Genomic DNA, 12,987 nt, shown 5'->3' on the forward strand with positions numbered 1-12,987 from the left:
CTATCAGCGGGTACGACACGCGCAAACTGAACGTTTGAGAAATAGATATTCCTTCGGATGGCAAACCAACTGCCATGGAATCGCGCATAAGCACTTCGGCTAAAGCGTGATAAGCATAGTTGGATTTGATGGTTTCATGCGCAGCGGGTTGTTGATTAAAGTCGTCGCAAGCTGGACACCTTCTGCCTCTTTGATCTGGACAACATGAAACGCTTGCACAACACTCTCTCTTCGTTGCTGGCCGCGACAGTCTTTGGCCTGGTCGGCGGTATCGCCATTCACGCTCACGCCCAGGGCACTGCACCCGCAGCAGATGCAACCGACAACGCGGCTTCCGTGCCTTCGCTCAAAGGCAAGCGCATCGGCATTACCGCTGCGGGCACCGACCACTACTGGGACCTCAAGGCCTACCAAGGCGCCGTCGACGAAGTGAAGCGCCTCGGCGGCACACCGATCGCACTCGACGCGGGCCGTAACGACAATCGCCAGATCGCGCAGATTCAAACCTTGATCGCGCAGAAGCCCGATGCAATCGTGGAGCAATTGGGTACTGCAACGGTGCTCGAGCCGTGGTTGCAGAAAATCCGCCAGGCCAACATCCCGTTGTTTACGATCGATACCGCTTCGCCGTCGAGCATCAACGACACCACTTCGGATAATTTCTTCATCGGCGAGCAGCTCGCGCTAAAGCTCGTCAACGACATCCACGGCGAAGGCAACATCCTCGTCTTCAACGGCTTTTACGGCGTGCCGGTGTGCGCGATCCGCTATGACCAGTTGAAGGCCGTGCTCAAGTACTACCCGAAAGTACACATCATCCAGCCCGAACTGCGTGATGTAATTCCTAACACGGTGCAAAGCGCGTATGCGCAAGTGAGCCAGTTGCTGCAGAAGTATCCGAAGGGACAGGTCGCTGCGATCTGGTCCGCCTGGGACGTGCCGCAGGTTGGCGCCACTCAGGCCGTGGATGCTGCGCATCGCGACGAGATCAAGACCTATGCGGTCGATGGCAGCCCTGACGTCGTCACGCTCGTCAAGGATCCGAAATCCAGCGCCGCGGCTGTCGTCGCGCAGCAACCCGCGTTGATCGGCAAAACCGCGGTCGATAACGTTGCGCGCTATCTCGCCGGCGATCACACATTGGCGCCATACACCTATGTGCCGTCCATCCTCGTCACCAAGGACAACGCCGGCACGATCCAGCAGACCCTCGGTCAGCTCGCTGCAAAATGAGCGCCGAAATCCCTGCTGCGCTCGAGCTACACCACATCGTCAAGCATTTCGACGGTGTGCCCGCGCTGCGCGGCGCCTCGCTGAAGGTAGCACGCGGTACCGTTCACGGTCTGATCGGACAGAACGGTGCGGGCAAGTCGACGCTCATCAAGATCCTCGCCGGCATTCACGACGCCGACTCGGGCACGACTGCCGTCGACGGAGTCTCGCAAGCGCTCGCCGCATCGGACCGCTCAAGCGCCACGGGGATTGGTTTCATTCACCAGGAGCGCTTGCTGCCGGCCACCTTCACGGTGGCCGAAGCGCTCTGGCTCGGCGACGAACGCGCCATAGGTCCAAAGGTAACGAACGGCTTCCGGCTGCTCGACGTGCGACGCATGAACCGCGACGCGCGCGACGCGTTGCACAACCACTTTGGGGTCGACATTCCACCGAACCGGCTCATCGGGGACCTGAGCGTCGCTGAACAACAGATCGTGCAGATCACGCGCGAACTGGTCCGTGAGCCGCACATTCTCGTCTTCGACGAACCGACGGCCGCACTGGTTAGCCGTGAAGTGGACCGTCTGCTGCAAACCATCGACCGTTTGCGGCAACGCGGCCTGACGATCCTGTACGTGTCGCACTACCTCAACGAGATCGCTGCCATCTGCGATCAGGTCACCGTGTTGCGCGACGGCGTGGATGTCGCCCATGTCGACGCGCGCTCGACGTCTACCGAAGCCCTCGTCACTGCAACGATCGGCACTCAGGCGGAAGCGCGAGCTGAAACGTCAGCGCGCACGCCAGGGGCAGTTGTCCTCAACGTGCGCAATCTGAGCGCGCCGCGACGCTTTGAAGACGTGTTGTTCAATGTGCGACGCGGTGAAATTGTCGGCATCACCGGTTTGCTCGGCTCCGGTGGCAAGCCCGTAGTGCGCAGCCTGTTCGGCCTCGAACGCGGGGTGCAGGGCGATATCGAAGTGGACGGCAAGGCGGTGCGCCTGCGCCGTCCCCAAGACGCCGTGCGCGAGCACATCGCTTTCGTCCCCGAGGACCGGCGCGCGCATGGCGTAGCGCCAGCGCTCTCGGTGCGAGAGAACACGACGCTTGCAAGCCTCGCCCGTTTCAGTCGTTTCGGACTGCTAGCGCAACGCCGCGAAGCGGATACCGTGCAACGCCTGATCGAAGAACTGGCGGTGCGCACGTCCAGTACGGAAACTCCTGTACGGCATCTCTCCGGCGGCAACCAGCAGAAGGTCGCGCTCGCCAAATGGCTGAGCCGCACCTCTTCGCTCTATCTGCTGGACGAACCTACGGTGGGCGTCGACGTCGGCGCAAAGATCGAAATCTACCGGCTACTCGACCGGCTCGCCCGCGATGGTGCCGGCGTCCTGCTGTTCTCCAGCGACCTGATCGAACTGCTCGGCGTCACCGACCGCGTGCTCGTGATGGCGCGCGGCCGCATCGTGCGCGAACTTGTTTCGAGCGAAGCCGATAGCCAGGACGTGCTCGCATGGGCCACCGGAGCACGCGGTACGCACGGTTCGACAGGACAACAGGAGATCGCAGCATGAGCAAGGTACTCGATGCCGCGCCGCGTACCAGCAAGTTCGAATTGCCCGAGCGGCTCTTCGGCGCTCAATGGTGGCTGAGAAGCGGCGCGGCGCTCGCGTTCGCCGTGGTCTTTATTGGCTTCGCGGTGAGCTCGCCGTTGTTTTTCACGGTTGGGAATCTTGCGAACGTGTTGCAGCAATCCATTGTCGTTGGGATTCTCGGTTTCGGTTTGACGGTTGTGCTGATCGGTGGCGGTGCGGATCCGCTTAGAGGCGGTCTCGATCTTTCGGTGGCGGCCAATCTCGGACTGTGTGCGGCCGTTTATGCCGTAGCACAACGCGAAGGCATCGCACCTGACAATGCCCTGCTGTTGACGCTCGCAGCAGGCGCGGGAGTCGGTGCGCTTAACGCATTCGCCGTTATCGTACTGCGCATCTTTCCGCTGCTCGCCACGCTGACCACGATGAATCTCTGTGCCGGATTCGAACTGGTGCTGACGCAGAACACGTCAGTGCCTGCGAGCGGCACACTGCTGAGCTCTCTGCTCGATAACGGCGCATTCGGCGTGCCGCATCTTGCCTACGCGCTGCTCGTCGTTGCCGCGTTGTTTACGGTAGTGGTTCATTACACGCCATTCGGGCTGCGGCTACGCGCCACCGGTGCGCATCGCGATGCGGCGCAGGCCGCCGGCATACGGACGAACCGCTATATTGCCGCGAGCTACATATTGAGTGGGATTGCCGCAGCGCTCGCTGCATTGGCGTCCACCGCACTGCTCAGCGGTAGTTCGCCCGGCGCCGGGGAGAATCTGCTTGCCACCGTGGCCGCAGCGCTGCTGGGCGTCGTATTTTCACGGCGGCTAGTTCCGACCATCCCCGGCACACTGCTCGCCGTTCTCTTTATCGGCGTCATCAGCAACGGGTTTCAGCTCGACAACGTATCGAGCTATTGGGTCAACGGTGTCGAAGGCGCATTGATCCTGTTCGTCGTTGCCACTACGGCGCTCGTGCGCCGCCATGCAGGGAATCAAGCTCATGATTGAACAGATTGGCCGCTTGCAGCGCTTCGCGCTGGTGGCGGCACTGATTGCGGTGATCGCTTTCTTCGCGATGTTCGCGCCCGGTTTCGCGCGAGCGGATAATCTTGCTAACGTGCTGTTGAACAATTTCGCACTGCTGGCAATTGCTTCGCTTGGGATGACGCTCGTGTTGTCGCTGGGTGCCATTGATCTATCGCTCGGCACATCAATCGATGTAGCCAGCCTCGCGTTTGTCCTGCTAAGCGCACACCAGGTTGGCGTCGTGCCCGCGGCGCTCGGCGGCCTTGCTGCAGCGCTCGTCGTCGGCGCGTTTAACGGCGTGCTGATCGGCTGGCTTGGCATTGCGCCGTTTCTTGCTACGCTGGGCACGCTCTTTATCGGCCAGACTGTCCAACAGCTCGCCACCGACGGCGGTCAGCCGGTATACCTGCTCAACGTCGCGTTGCCGCCGCTCTTTAGCGCGCTGGCACACGGCACATTTGCAGGCTTGCCTGTGCCGCTCTGGATCGTGGCGGTACTGGCGCTCGGCGTGCATGTCACACTCGCGCATGCCGCGTTAGGCAGGCAGCTAACCGCGCTCGGCGCACAACCCGGCGTGGCACGTTATTCCGGCCTGCCGGTTGCGGCCATCACGCTGGTGACGTTTATTGCCAGCGCATTGATTTATGGCGTCGTCGGTTTGATCTTGTCGTCGACCGTCAAAGCTTACGTGCCGCAGGCCGGCAACGGTTATCTGCTCAATGCGATCGGCGCGACCTTCATTGGCACGACGCTGTCACCGACGCGCCGTCCCGGCGTCGTCGGCACAGTGCTTGGTGTCCTGCTGCTAAGCCTGGTCGCAAACGGTTTGCTGCTGATTGGCTGGAATTTCTACTGGCAGCAGGTTGCGACCGGTGCGCTGATCTTCGCCGTGCTGGCCGTCAGCTTCGCGCAAAGACGTGGCCGCTATGCGTGAGATTCCGTGCCACGCCCCACGCTGAACGTGAACGCCAACGCACCCACCAGCAATACGCCCTTGATGAAATCCTGCATGTAGTACGGCGCATTTAACATCGTCAGGCCGTTAAGCAAAACGCCGACGAATACCGCGCCGACTACCGTACCAAACACGTTGGGCCGCTTGGCGCCCCAAACTGCATAGCCGACCAGCGCAGCCGCCACCGCATCGAGCAGCATCGAATGGCCTGCGCTGACGTCGCCACGTCCAACGCGTGCGGCAATCAGCACGCCACCCAGCGAGGCAATCCCGCCCGACGCGACATAGGCGGCGACGCGGTATCGCGCGGTCGGCGCACCTGCGAGGCGCGCCGCTGTTTCGTTGCCACCAATTGCGTAGATGACCCGCCCCCAGCGTGTGGTTTCCATCACGACACACGCCACTACGGTGAGCACGAGCAGCACGATCACCGGCAATGGCACGACATCGAACAATCGCAGGCGCCCAAGCGCAAGAAACGCATCGGGGAAGACACCTGTCGTTTCAGTGCCATCGGGCAGAATCGTGCCAGTTGCGAGCGAACGGCCGCCCGTCGGAATCAATTGCAGACCGGCAAGCAGAAACAGCGTGCCAAGTGTTGCCAACTGGTCCGGCACACGCAGACGTGTAATCAGCAGGCCATTAAACAGGCCTGCGGCGACACCGAGGACGAGGCATGCCGCAACCGCTTCCAGCGCATTGCCGTGCCAGACGATTAGCACATAGCTCGCCGCCATCTGCGCCGAGGCAGCCACACTGCCCACGGAAAGATCGAAGCCGCCCGCGGCAAGCGTCACTGTTACGCCAATCCCCAACAACGCGACAATCGACACCGCTTGCAAAATGCTGAAGAGATTGTCGATGTTCAAAAACGCCGGCTGGTTGACGGCGAATACGATGACGAGCAACGCAAGCACGAGCAGCATGCCGGTCCGTTCGAGTTGCACGCGCAGCCTTTGCAGCCAGCTGGGGCGAATTCGACCAGCAGACTCGTGGATAGCGGGGACGCCTTCAGAGGCAACATCGGAGGTAACCGAAGGGCTGGTTTTCATGAGTGAACGTAGGAAGTGAGATCGGAATGGGAAACGTGATCGAGCGTCGCGCGGTCGAAGCGGACGACGCGATCTGCGATCTCGAGTGCCTCTTCGAGATCGCTGACGAAGACGAGAGTGGCGCGTTCGGGCGCATGGCGACGCAGCGTATCGACGATATCGGCACGTGCTCCGGCATCCACGCCTTGAAACGGTTCATCCAGCAATAGCAGGCGTGCGGGCTGCGCATGCCAACGCGCTAGCACTACCTTCTGCTGGTTGCCACCGGAAAGCCGCGTGAGACGATCGTCAGGGCCTGTGCAGCGAATCCCGAAGCGTTCGATCGCTTCAGTCGCGGCACGCTGTTCGCGTGCGCGTCGCACCCTGCCGTGCTTGAACCAGCGTGACAGGAACGGAAAACTAAGCGTGCCCGCAATCGAAGCGAAAGGCACGCTATCCGGAAACAGCGAGCTTCGCCAACGGTCCTCACCGGCGAGGAAGACGCCGGCACGGATTGCATCGGCGGGTGAGCGAGGACGCCACGGCTTGCCATCGAGCGTCATCGCCCCCGCCGCAGCGAGCGACGCGCCGAAAATGGCTCGCGCGAAGCGGGATTTGCCACCGCCAACCGGGCCGGCAATCGCGACAATTTCACCGCGCTGCACATCGAGATCGAAGGGAATGCTGCTGGGCGTCAACTGAAGATCACGCACGCTGAAGTACGGCACCTGTGTCGCAAAAGCGGAAGCGGAAGCAGAGCCGAACGCCGCCGTTGCGCTCACATCAGCAGCTTTAGTACGCAACGGACGGCCGATCATCGTTTCAACCGCGGCATCGAAATCGATCGGTGCAGACAGATCGGCAACAACGCGCCCATCGCGCACAACCGTCACGCGTCCGGCAATGCGGCGCAGATCGCCGAGCCGGTGCGACACCAGCAGGATCGCGACACCCTCGGCGCGCAACCTGTCAAGCAGACCGAAGAGACGCTCGGCCTCAGGTGCAGACAGACTGGCGGTGGGCTCGTCGAGAATCAGCAGCGCGGGCCGCGTCGCCAACGCACGCGCCAACGTCACCAACTGCTGCGACGCGAGCGACAACGAGGCGAGCGGTGCGGACAGATCAACCTCGAGCCCAACACGCTCGGCCAACGGCGCGGCCGCCTGAAGACGGGCGGCAGGCGTCGCGCGCCACGGCGAGGACGGATCGCACAAGCGGTCGAGCAACAGGTTGTCCGCGATCGAAAGCGTCGGCACCACTGCATCCGCAATCGATTGATGAACGGTCGAAACACCGCTCCGTTTGGCATCGTGCGGTGAAGCCGGACGAAACGGTTGCCCGCGCAACGAGAGCTCACCTTCATCGGGAGAATAGACGCCGCTAAGAATCTTCACGAGGGTCGACTTGCCGGCGCCGTTCGCGCCCATTAGCGCAACGACTTCGCCCGCATGAATCGACAGATCGACACGATCGAGCGCGAGCGTAGGGCCAAAGCGTTTGGAAACCGCGCGAGCGGTCAGAACAGGAACAGTCATCGAAGGGGACGCGCGCTTTACTGCGCTCGTAAAGGATGACCGTTCATCGTAGCCACCCGCTACGGGTGTGCCAACGAAGCGTTGTTCATATCGATAGCTTGTCTGGGGATGACAAAGCCTCTACCCGGACCGATGTGTCCGAAGGCTAGCAGGAAGGAGATGGCATATCGCAGGCCGGCGCGTATTCAGCGCCCACTGGAAAAGCCCGATTCAGCAGGGGTTTAACAGCGGAAATGCTCGATATTCTGACCGGCGTAAATCGCACGCGCGAGCCAATCGGGTTTATCGCCCTGGCCGTCCCATGTGTTGCCGTAGGCGTCCCGGTACATTATCGCCTTGGTTGCATGAGCGTCCGCTTCAATCGCCGCGGCCAATGCTTCCATCGTAATGCCGTATTCGTCCATGCGGCGACGTATCCACAGGACCAGCCGCTCACGCGCGTTCCCGTCGAGGTCGAACATCCGTTGTTCTTCTCGCTCTTTCATAACGTACCGATGTCGCGGCTGATATTGCGCGCGTTTTGAAAAAATAAAAGGCTTCGCTGAGAAACGCGAAGCCTATGCGTGATTCGGGTGAGCCGAACGCCGTTCGACCTCACCTTGCCTTTTGCGCAAATGCGCCCCCGGAAATGATGCCCGACAAATCTATTGATCAGGAAATCCGTTCGGCAAGCGGCTCGAATCGTCGCCCGTCTGGCCCTTTACCCTCAAGGGCTGCTTCAGCGTCTATATCTGGATTTTAGCACCCATTTTTTCCGCCGCGCACGGCAATACGCGGTGGAGACCTCGATATCGCGGCAGTAGCGTGCTATTTTGTCGTTCCAGACTTTCTTTCGCCCTACTCTAAAGGAAAGCAGCCATGTCGCCGTCAACTGCAATCGCCGCTATTCTCACTGCGCTTTTGATCGGCGCCATGAGCCCAGGACCGAGTTTTGTCATCGTCGCGCGCAACTCAATCGGTCTATCGCGGCGCGACGGACTGGCGACCGCGCTTGGCATGGGAATCGGCGGCGTGTTCTTTAGCGGCATCGCCTTGCTAGGGCTGTACACGTTGCTGGCCGCGGTCACGTGGTTGTATGTGAGCCTCAAGGTGGCAGGCGGCCTGTATCTGATCTATCTCGCGTCGAAGATCTGGCGCGGCGCAAAGACCCCGCTCGCGTTCAACCAGGGGCAAGCGAATGCCAGCGCCAATCCGAGAAAATCTTTCTGGATTGGTTTGAGCACGCAACTCAGCAATCCGAAAACCGCTATTTATTACGGCAGCATATTCGCGGCCCTGTTACCCCAGCATCCGCCGCTGTGGTGTTATTTCGCGTTGCCTCCAGCGATCTTCTCGATTGAAGCCGGGTGGTATACGGTCGTCGCATTGTGTTTTTCCAGCAAGCGTCCACGCGAACTGTATCTGCGGGCGAAGACCTGGGTCGACCGGCTTGCGGCCGGCGCGATCACTGCCCTGGGCCTCAGATTGATCATTGCGGCACATCGCGTCGGACTTTAACGCGTCTCGAGGTGCGGGGCCTCGGCCCGCTCCAAGGCGAATCCTTGCAAGCCATGCCAGGCATGACATCCAGAGGGTTCGCCGCGCGCCGTTTTCTTAAGGGGGGCTGACCATTTGGCGCTCCGCCGCACGCCGCCCGACGGAAACTTTACAAGATAGTTCTTGACGACAGTAGTCCCAAACCGCTATTGTGGCCCTCGAAGTTCAAGAAGTTCGATTGCTGTTCATCAATTGCTCGCTCCCTCAGCGGTATTCGTTGTCCATTCCCTCCTTGACGCTTCACGTGCTCCATAGCGAGCGATTTCTTACTTTTTCTACCTCAAGGATTCTTCATGGATACCGGTACCGTTAAGTGGTTCAACGACAGCAAAGGCTTTGGCTTCATTACACCGGACAAGGGCGGCGACGACCTGTTCGCTCACTTTTCGGAAATCAGCGGCGACGGCTTCAAGACGCTGGCTGAAAACCAGAAGGTGAGCTTCGAAACGAAGCAAGGCCCCAAGGGTCTGCAAGCGGCTAACATCAAGCCGCTGTAAAGTTTGAAGGGTCCGGTATCCGGCATCGGGTACCGGGCTGCAGCGACACCCTCGCGGAGCTTGTTCTCCCACAGTTGGCGTAATCGCTTAGCAGTTTCTTTGCGCCAAACGCATCGCTTGCCCCCTCATCCTCCCTGGCTTCACCGGCTTTAACGCCTTTCCCCGCCTTTTCCATCAGGCATTCGCTTCGGCTCGAACGGGTTCGTCCCTGATCGCCGTGAGCGCGTACGAATATTTAAAATTAAAATGCAAAACAAACACATTCATCATTACAACGGCTATGCCGTCCAACCTTCGGCACATCGTTTGCCTGACGGTTCGTTTTCCTCCAACCTGTTGCTCGAGCGTGCCGACACGGCTCGCACCGAAGCGCGCTATCAGTTCTACTCGCTCGACTACTTCAACGACGAAGAACAGGCGCTGCAGCACTCATGCCGCTGGGCCCGTCATTGGGTCGACAGCCGCGGTTAATAGCGTCCGGCCCGCTTCACGGTTTGGCCTGCGGTGAGCTAGCGCTCCCGTCGGCCAGATCAATCGCACTGCCGGATTTCACCCGTGCGCGCAGTTCGAATTTCTGGATCTTCCCGGTCGACGTTTTAGGTAGCTCTCCAAAGCGAACTGCCTTGGGCAACTTAAAGCTCGCAAGGAACAGACGGCAATGCGCGATGATCTCTTCGGCAGTAGCCTCTGCGCCCTCTTTCAGCTCGACGAAGGCGCAGGGCACCTCGCCCCACTTCGCGTCGGGCATCGCCACCACGGCGGCCACCGAAACCGCCGGGTGCCGGTATAACGTGTCTTCGATCTCGATGCTCGAGATGTTTTCCCCGCCCGAAATAATGATGTCCTTGCTGCGGTCGCGAATGCGCATGTAGCCATCCGGCATCATCACGCCCAGATCGCCGGTATGGAACCAGCCGCCCCTGAAGGCATCTTCGGTGGCGCGCTCGTTCTTCAGATAACCCTTCATGCAGATGTTGCCGCGAAACATGATTTCGCCCAGCGTTTCGCCGTCGTTCGGTACCGGCTCGAGCGTGTCCGGATCCAGCACGGTCGCGGCGGCTTGCAGGTGATAGCGCACGCCCTGACGTGCGTTGAGCCGCGCGAGTTCGTCGTCGCCGACGCTGTTCCAGTGTTCCTGCCTGGCACAGACAGACGCCGGTCCGTAGACCTCGGTGAGGCCATAGACGTGAGTCAGATCGAAGCCAATCTCCTTCATCCTGGCTATCACTGCAGGCGCGGGCGCCGCACCGGCCACCATCGTGGCGACCCGGTGCCCGATGCCTTCGCGCCACGCTTCAGGCGCATTGGCCAGCGCGCTCTGGACGATCGGCGCGCCGCAATAGTGGGTGACGCCCTCTGTGCGAATCAGCTCGAACACGGTCTTCGCGTCGAACTTGCGCAAGCAGACGTTGACGCCCGCACGCGCCGCCACGGTCCATGGAAAACACCAGCCGTTGCAATGAAACAGCGGCAGCGTCCACAGATACACCGCGTGCTTCGGCATATCCCATTCGAGGATGTTGCTCACGGCGTTCAGATAAGCGCCGCGATGATGGTAGACGACACCCTTCGGATCGCCCGTCGTACCGGACGTGTAGTTCAGCGCGATCGCGTCCCATTCGTCGGCCGGCGGCTGCCAGGCGAATTGCGGATCGCCGCCTTGCAGGAAGGCTTCGTAATCGGTTGCGCGTGGAAACCTGTGCGGATCAGCAGGCATCACATCATTGACGCTGACAATCCTCAGTTCCGGAAACTCCAGCGAAGCACGATGCGCCAGTTCGGCGTACTCGGTATCGACGATCAACACCTTGGCCTCGCCATGCCGCAACATGAACAGGATCGACGCGATATCGAGCCGCGTGTTCAGCGTATTGAGCACCGCTCCTGCCATCGGCACACCGAAATGCGCTTCAATCATCTGAGGGATGTTGGGCAACAGCACCGCGACGGTGTCGCCACGTCCTATCCCTGCCTGTTGCAGCGCGCTGGCAAGACACCGCGTACGTTCATACGTCTCGCGCCACGTGCGTCGGATCGCACCGTGAACCACCGCGCAACGCTCGCCATAGACCTGCGCAGCACGAGCGATGAAATCGATCGGCGTGAGCGGAACATGGTTCGCCTCACGGCGGCCGAGACCTTCGTCGAACATAGGCATCATTGGGTCGTCTCCTCGGGAGCCAGCGGCTCCGCTGTCCTTCTGCGTCTTATGGCCAATCAGCTTATCGTACTCGCGACTTCCCATGCGGCATAGCGGGAAGACGCCGTAGGATCAAGCGTGAATGGTACAGAAGGGAGACGACGCGTCGAAATCAGGCAGCTTTGTTTTCGTGCTGCTCGCGCTTGCGGGAGACGTAACGGGCTAGAACCGCGTCGGTATGAAACAACTCGAGCGCGATGTCCGACAACACACCCGCCTCACGCCAGCGTAAGTAGTACCGGTGCGAGGTCTGATAGGGAGGGTAGTTCTGCGGCATGGCGTTCCATGGTTTGCCGGTACGCAACACCCACAGAACGCTGTTGACCACGCCACGCAGATTCACGCACGGACGCCCTCTGCGCACAACGCTCTGGTTAAGCTCGGGCAGCAGCGGCACGATACGTTCCCACTGCGCGTCGGTCAGATCGTAGACCGAAAGCGCGAACGGTAGCGGCGAATGCGATTGGGTCGACTCGAGTGTATTCATACAAGTGAGGAACGCTAACGACGCGACTGAGGGTGGCATCCGCAGGACGACTATCCGGCCGCCCTTCCGATGCCTTGCATTCAGCTTAACTGATGCGCCGGTCGAAGAAAGTCAAATCTTGTTAGATCGGGCTGTAGGACTCGCCGTGGGACTGCTAGTCGCGCGTGTCGATCACTTCATCGCCGATCTGTTCGAGCCGGTAGCCATAACCGTAGATCGGCGTGAGGCGGTAGCCATTTTCCGGGCGCAGGCCCAGTTTCGAGCGCAACATCGACACATGGGTGTCCATGGTGCGCGTAGGAATGTCGACGGTCTGCTTCCAGACCATATCGACGATATGCGCCCGCGACAACGGGCGGTTCAAATGCTGGAACAGCAACAATGCGAGTTCGAATTCCTTCTGCGTGAGATTCACCAATTGTTGCTTCACGTGTACCTGTTTAGCGTTCAGGTCGAATTCGAAGTCGCCAAAGGTCGCTTTGACGGCAGCCGCATTGAGCTGATAGGTGCGCCGTAGCAGCGAGCCCACCCGCGCCAGCAGCACACTCGCGGCGACCGGCTTGACGACGTAGTCGTCCGCGCCGGCATTTAACATTGCAACGATGTCGCTTTCGCGGCCGCGCGAGGTCATGAAAATCACTGGCACGCGCTCGGCTAGCGTCGAGCGCACCCAGCGCAATACTTCTTCGCCGGACAGGTCCGGCACGATCCAGTCGAGGATCAGGAGATCGAAGGTCTGACGGTGTAACTGCTGGACGAGTGCGCGACCTTCGGAAAAGGTATGGCAGACATGGCCCGCCGCTGACATCGTTTCATGCACGAAAGCGGTTTGGGCGGGGTCGTCATCGAGTACCGCGATTCTCATGCTCGCCTCTTGAAGTGACATGCAACATGGGCGCGAAATTATTGTAGCCCGG

The 12,987-nt window shown here is 60.5% G+C and carries 13 protein-coding genes; 7 read left to right on the top strand and 6 right to left on the bottom strand.

Annotation, left to right across the window (positions count from 1 at the left end; genetic code table 11):
• Window positions 1-204 precede the first annotated feature (204 nt).
• Genes BUS06_RS21455 through BUS06_RS21470 form a run of 4 tightly spaced genes read left to right on the top strand, consistent with a single transcriptional unit; the run spans window position 205 to window position 4,763 of the window.
• Complete coding sequence (locus BUS06_RS21455) at window positions 205-1,233, top strand: sugar ABC transporter substrate-binding protein (RefSeq protein ID WP_074266451.1); 1,029 nt, start codon at window positions 205-207, stop codon at window positions 1,231-1,233.
• Window positions 1,230-2,789 (top strand): sugar ABC transporter ATP-binding protein, encoded by a 1,560-nt coding sequence (locus BUS06_RS21460; RefSeq protein WP_074266452.1) that lies wholly within the window; start codon window positions 1,230-1,232, stop codon window positions 2,787-2,789. Before BUS06_RS21455 ends, BUS06_RS21460 begins: the two co-directional genes overlap by 4 nt.
• Window positions 2,786-3,811, top strand: a complete 1,026-nt coding sequence (locus BUS06_RS21465) for an ABC transporter permease (RefSeq protein WP_074266453.1) — start codon at window positions 2,786-2,788, stop codon at window positions 3,809-3,811. The genes BUS06_RS21460 and BUS06_RS21465 overlap by 4 nt, the downstream gene beginning before the upstream one ends.
• Window positions 3,804-4,763 (top strand): ABC transporter permease, encoded by a 960-nt coding sequence (locus BUS06_RS21470; RefSeq protein ID WP_074266454.1) that lies wholly within the window; start codon window positions 3,804-3,806, stop codon window positions 4,761-4,763. The genes BUS06_RS21465 and BUS06_RS21470 overlap by 8 nt, the downstream gene beginning before the upstream one ends.
• Here the strand turns inward: BUS06_RS21470 and BUS06_RS21475 are convergent.
• From BUS06_RS21475 to BUS06_RS21485, 3 genes are all read right to left on the bottom strand, one after another.
• On the bottom strand, window positions 4,754-5,710 hold the full coding sequence (locus BUS06_RS21475; protein ID WP_438803563.1) for an ABC transporter permease: 957 nt from the start codon (window positions 5,708-5,710) through the stop codon (window positions 4,754-4,756). The genes BUS06_RS21470 and BUS06_RS21475 overlap by 10 nt on opposite strands.
• Before the next feature lie 122 nt (window positions 5,711-5,832).
• On the bottom strand, window positions 5,833-7,350 hold the full coding sequence (locus BUS06_RS21480; RefSeq protein WP_074266456.1) for a sugar ABC transporter ATP-binding protein: 1,518 nt from the start codon (window positions 7,348-7,350) through the stop codon (window positions 5,833-5,835).
• Between the two features lie 221 nt (window positions 7,351-7,571).
• Window positions 7,572-7,835, bottom strand: a complete 264-nt coding sequence (locus BUS06_RS21485; RefSeq protein WP_074266457.1) for an H-NS family nucleoid-associated regulatory protein — start codon at window positions 7,833-7,835, stop codon at window positions 7,572-7,574.
• A gap of 373 nt (window positions 7,836-8,208) precedes the next feature.
• Between BUS06_RS21485 and BUS06_RS21490 the strand changes: the two genes are divergently transcribed.
• The 3 genes from BUS06_RS21490 (at window position 8,209) to BUS06_RS21500 (ending at window position 9,854) form a co-directional block, all read left to right on the top strand.
• Window positions 8,209-8,847, top strand: a complete 639-nt coding sequence (locus BUS06_RS21490; RefSeq protein WP_074266458.1) for a LysE family translocator — start codon at window positions 8,209-8,211, stop codon at window positions 8,845-8,847.
• Window positions 8,848-9,179: 332 nt separating this feature from the next.
• Window positions 9,180-9,383, top strand: a complete 204-nt coding sequence (locus tag BUS06_RS21495; protein ID WP_012428559.1) for a cold-shock protein — start codon at window positions 9,180-9,182, stop codon at window positions 9,381-9,383.
• A 246-nt stretch (window positions 9,384-9,629) separates the two neighbouring features.
• A complete protein-coding gene (locus tag BUS06_RS21500) occupies window positions 9,630-9,854 on the top strand; it encodes a hypothetical protein (RefSeq protein ID WP_074266459.1) in 225 nt (74 codons plus the stop codon).
• A 16-nt stretch (window positions 9,855-9,870) separates the two neighbouring features.
• On the opposite strand, the gene BUS06_RS21505 is transcribed toward BUS06_RS21500, so the two are convergent.
• The 3 genes from BUS06_RS21505 to BUS06_RS21515 all read right to left on the bottom strand — a co-directional run bounded on the left by BUS06_RS21505 (window position 9,871) and on the right by BUS06_RS21515 (window position 12,935).
• The gene (locus BUS06_RS21505; protein WP_074266460.1) at window positions 9,871-11,544 is read right to left on the bottom strand and encodes an acyl-CoA synthetase; all 1,674 of its coding nucleotides are present in this window, start codon (window positions 11,542-11,544) and stop codon (window positions 9,871-9,873) included.
• A 151-nt stretch (window positions 11,545-11,695) separates the two neighbouring features.
• Window positions 11,696-12,070, bottom strand: coding sequence for a transposase (locus BUS06_RS21510; RefSeq protein WP_074266461.1), 375 nt, complete (start codon window positions 12,068-12,070; stop codon window positions 11,696-11,698).
• Window positions 12,071-12,224: 154 nt separating this feature from the next.
• The gene (locus BUS06_RS21515; protein WP_074266462.1) at window positions 12,225-12,935 is read right to left on the bottom strand and encodes a response regulator transcription factor; all 711 of its coding nucleotides are present in this window, start codon (window positions 12,933-12,935) and stop codon (window positions 12,225-12,227) included.
• Window positions 12,936-12,987 lie beyond the last annotated feature (52 nt).

Source organism: Paraburkholderia phenazinium (genome assembly GCF_900141745.1).
Lineage (GTDB): Bacteria > Pseudomonadota > Gammaproteobacteria > Burkholderiales > Burkholderiaceae > Paraburkholderia > Paraburkholderia phenazinium_B.

Excerpts from the sequence above, each read along its gene's own strand:
- BUS06_RS21455 (WP_074266451.1), top strand. The coding sequence starts at position 205 with ATGAAACGCTTGCACAACACTCTCTCTTCGTTGCTGGCCGCGACAGTC.
- BUS06_RS21460 (WP_074266452.1), top strand. The coding sequence starts at position 1,230 with ATGAGCGCCGAAATCCCTGCTGCGCTCGAGCTACACCACATCGTCAAG.
- BUS06_RS21465 (WP_074266453.1), top strand. The coding sequence starts at position 2,786 with ATGAGCAAGGTACTCGATGCCGCGCCGCGTACCAGCAAGTTCGAATTG.
- BUS06_RS21470 (WP_074266454.1), top strand. The coding sequence starts at position 3,804 with ATGATTGAACAGATTGGCCGCTTGCAGCGCTTCGCGCTGGTGGCGGCA.
- BUS06_RS21475 (WP_438803563.1), bottom strand. The coding sequence starts at position 5,710 with ATGCTGCTCGTGCTTGCGTTGCTCGTCATCGTATTCGCCGTCAACCAG.
- BUS06_RS21480 (WP_074266456.1), bottom strand. The coding sequence starts at position 7,350 with ATGACTGTTCCTGTTCTGACCGCTCGCGCGGTTTCCAAACGCTTTGGC.
- BUS06_RS21485 (WP_074266457.1), bottom strand. The coding sequence starts at position 7,835 with ATGAAAGAGCGAGAAGAACAACGGATGTTCGACCTCGACGGGAACGCG.
- BUS06_RS21490 (WP_074266458.1), top strand. The coding sequence starts at position 8,209 with ATGTCGCCGTCAACTGCAATCGCCGCTATTCTCACTGCGCTTTTGATC.
- BUS06_RS21495 (WP_012428559.1), top strand. The coding sequence starts at position 9,180 with ATGGATACCGGTACCGTTAAGTGGTTCAACGACAGCAAAGGCTTTGGC.
- BUS06_RS21500 (WP_074266459.1), top strand. The coding sequence starts at position 9,630 with ATGCAAAACAAACACATTCATCATTACAACGGCTATGCCGTCCAACCT.
- BUS06_RS21505 (WP_074266460.1), bottom strand. The coding sequence starts at position 11,544 with ATGATGCCTATGTTCGACGAAGGTCTCGGCCGCCGTGAGGCGAACCAT.
- BUS06_RS21510 (WP_074266461.1), bottom strand. The coding sequence starts at position 12,070 with ATGAATACACTCGAGTCGACCCAATCGCATTCGCCGCTACCGTTCGCG.
- BUS06_RS21515 (WP_074266462.1), bottom strand. The coding sequence starts at position 12,935 with ATGAGAATCGCGGTACTCGATGACGACCCCGCCCAAACCGCTTTCGTG.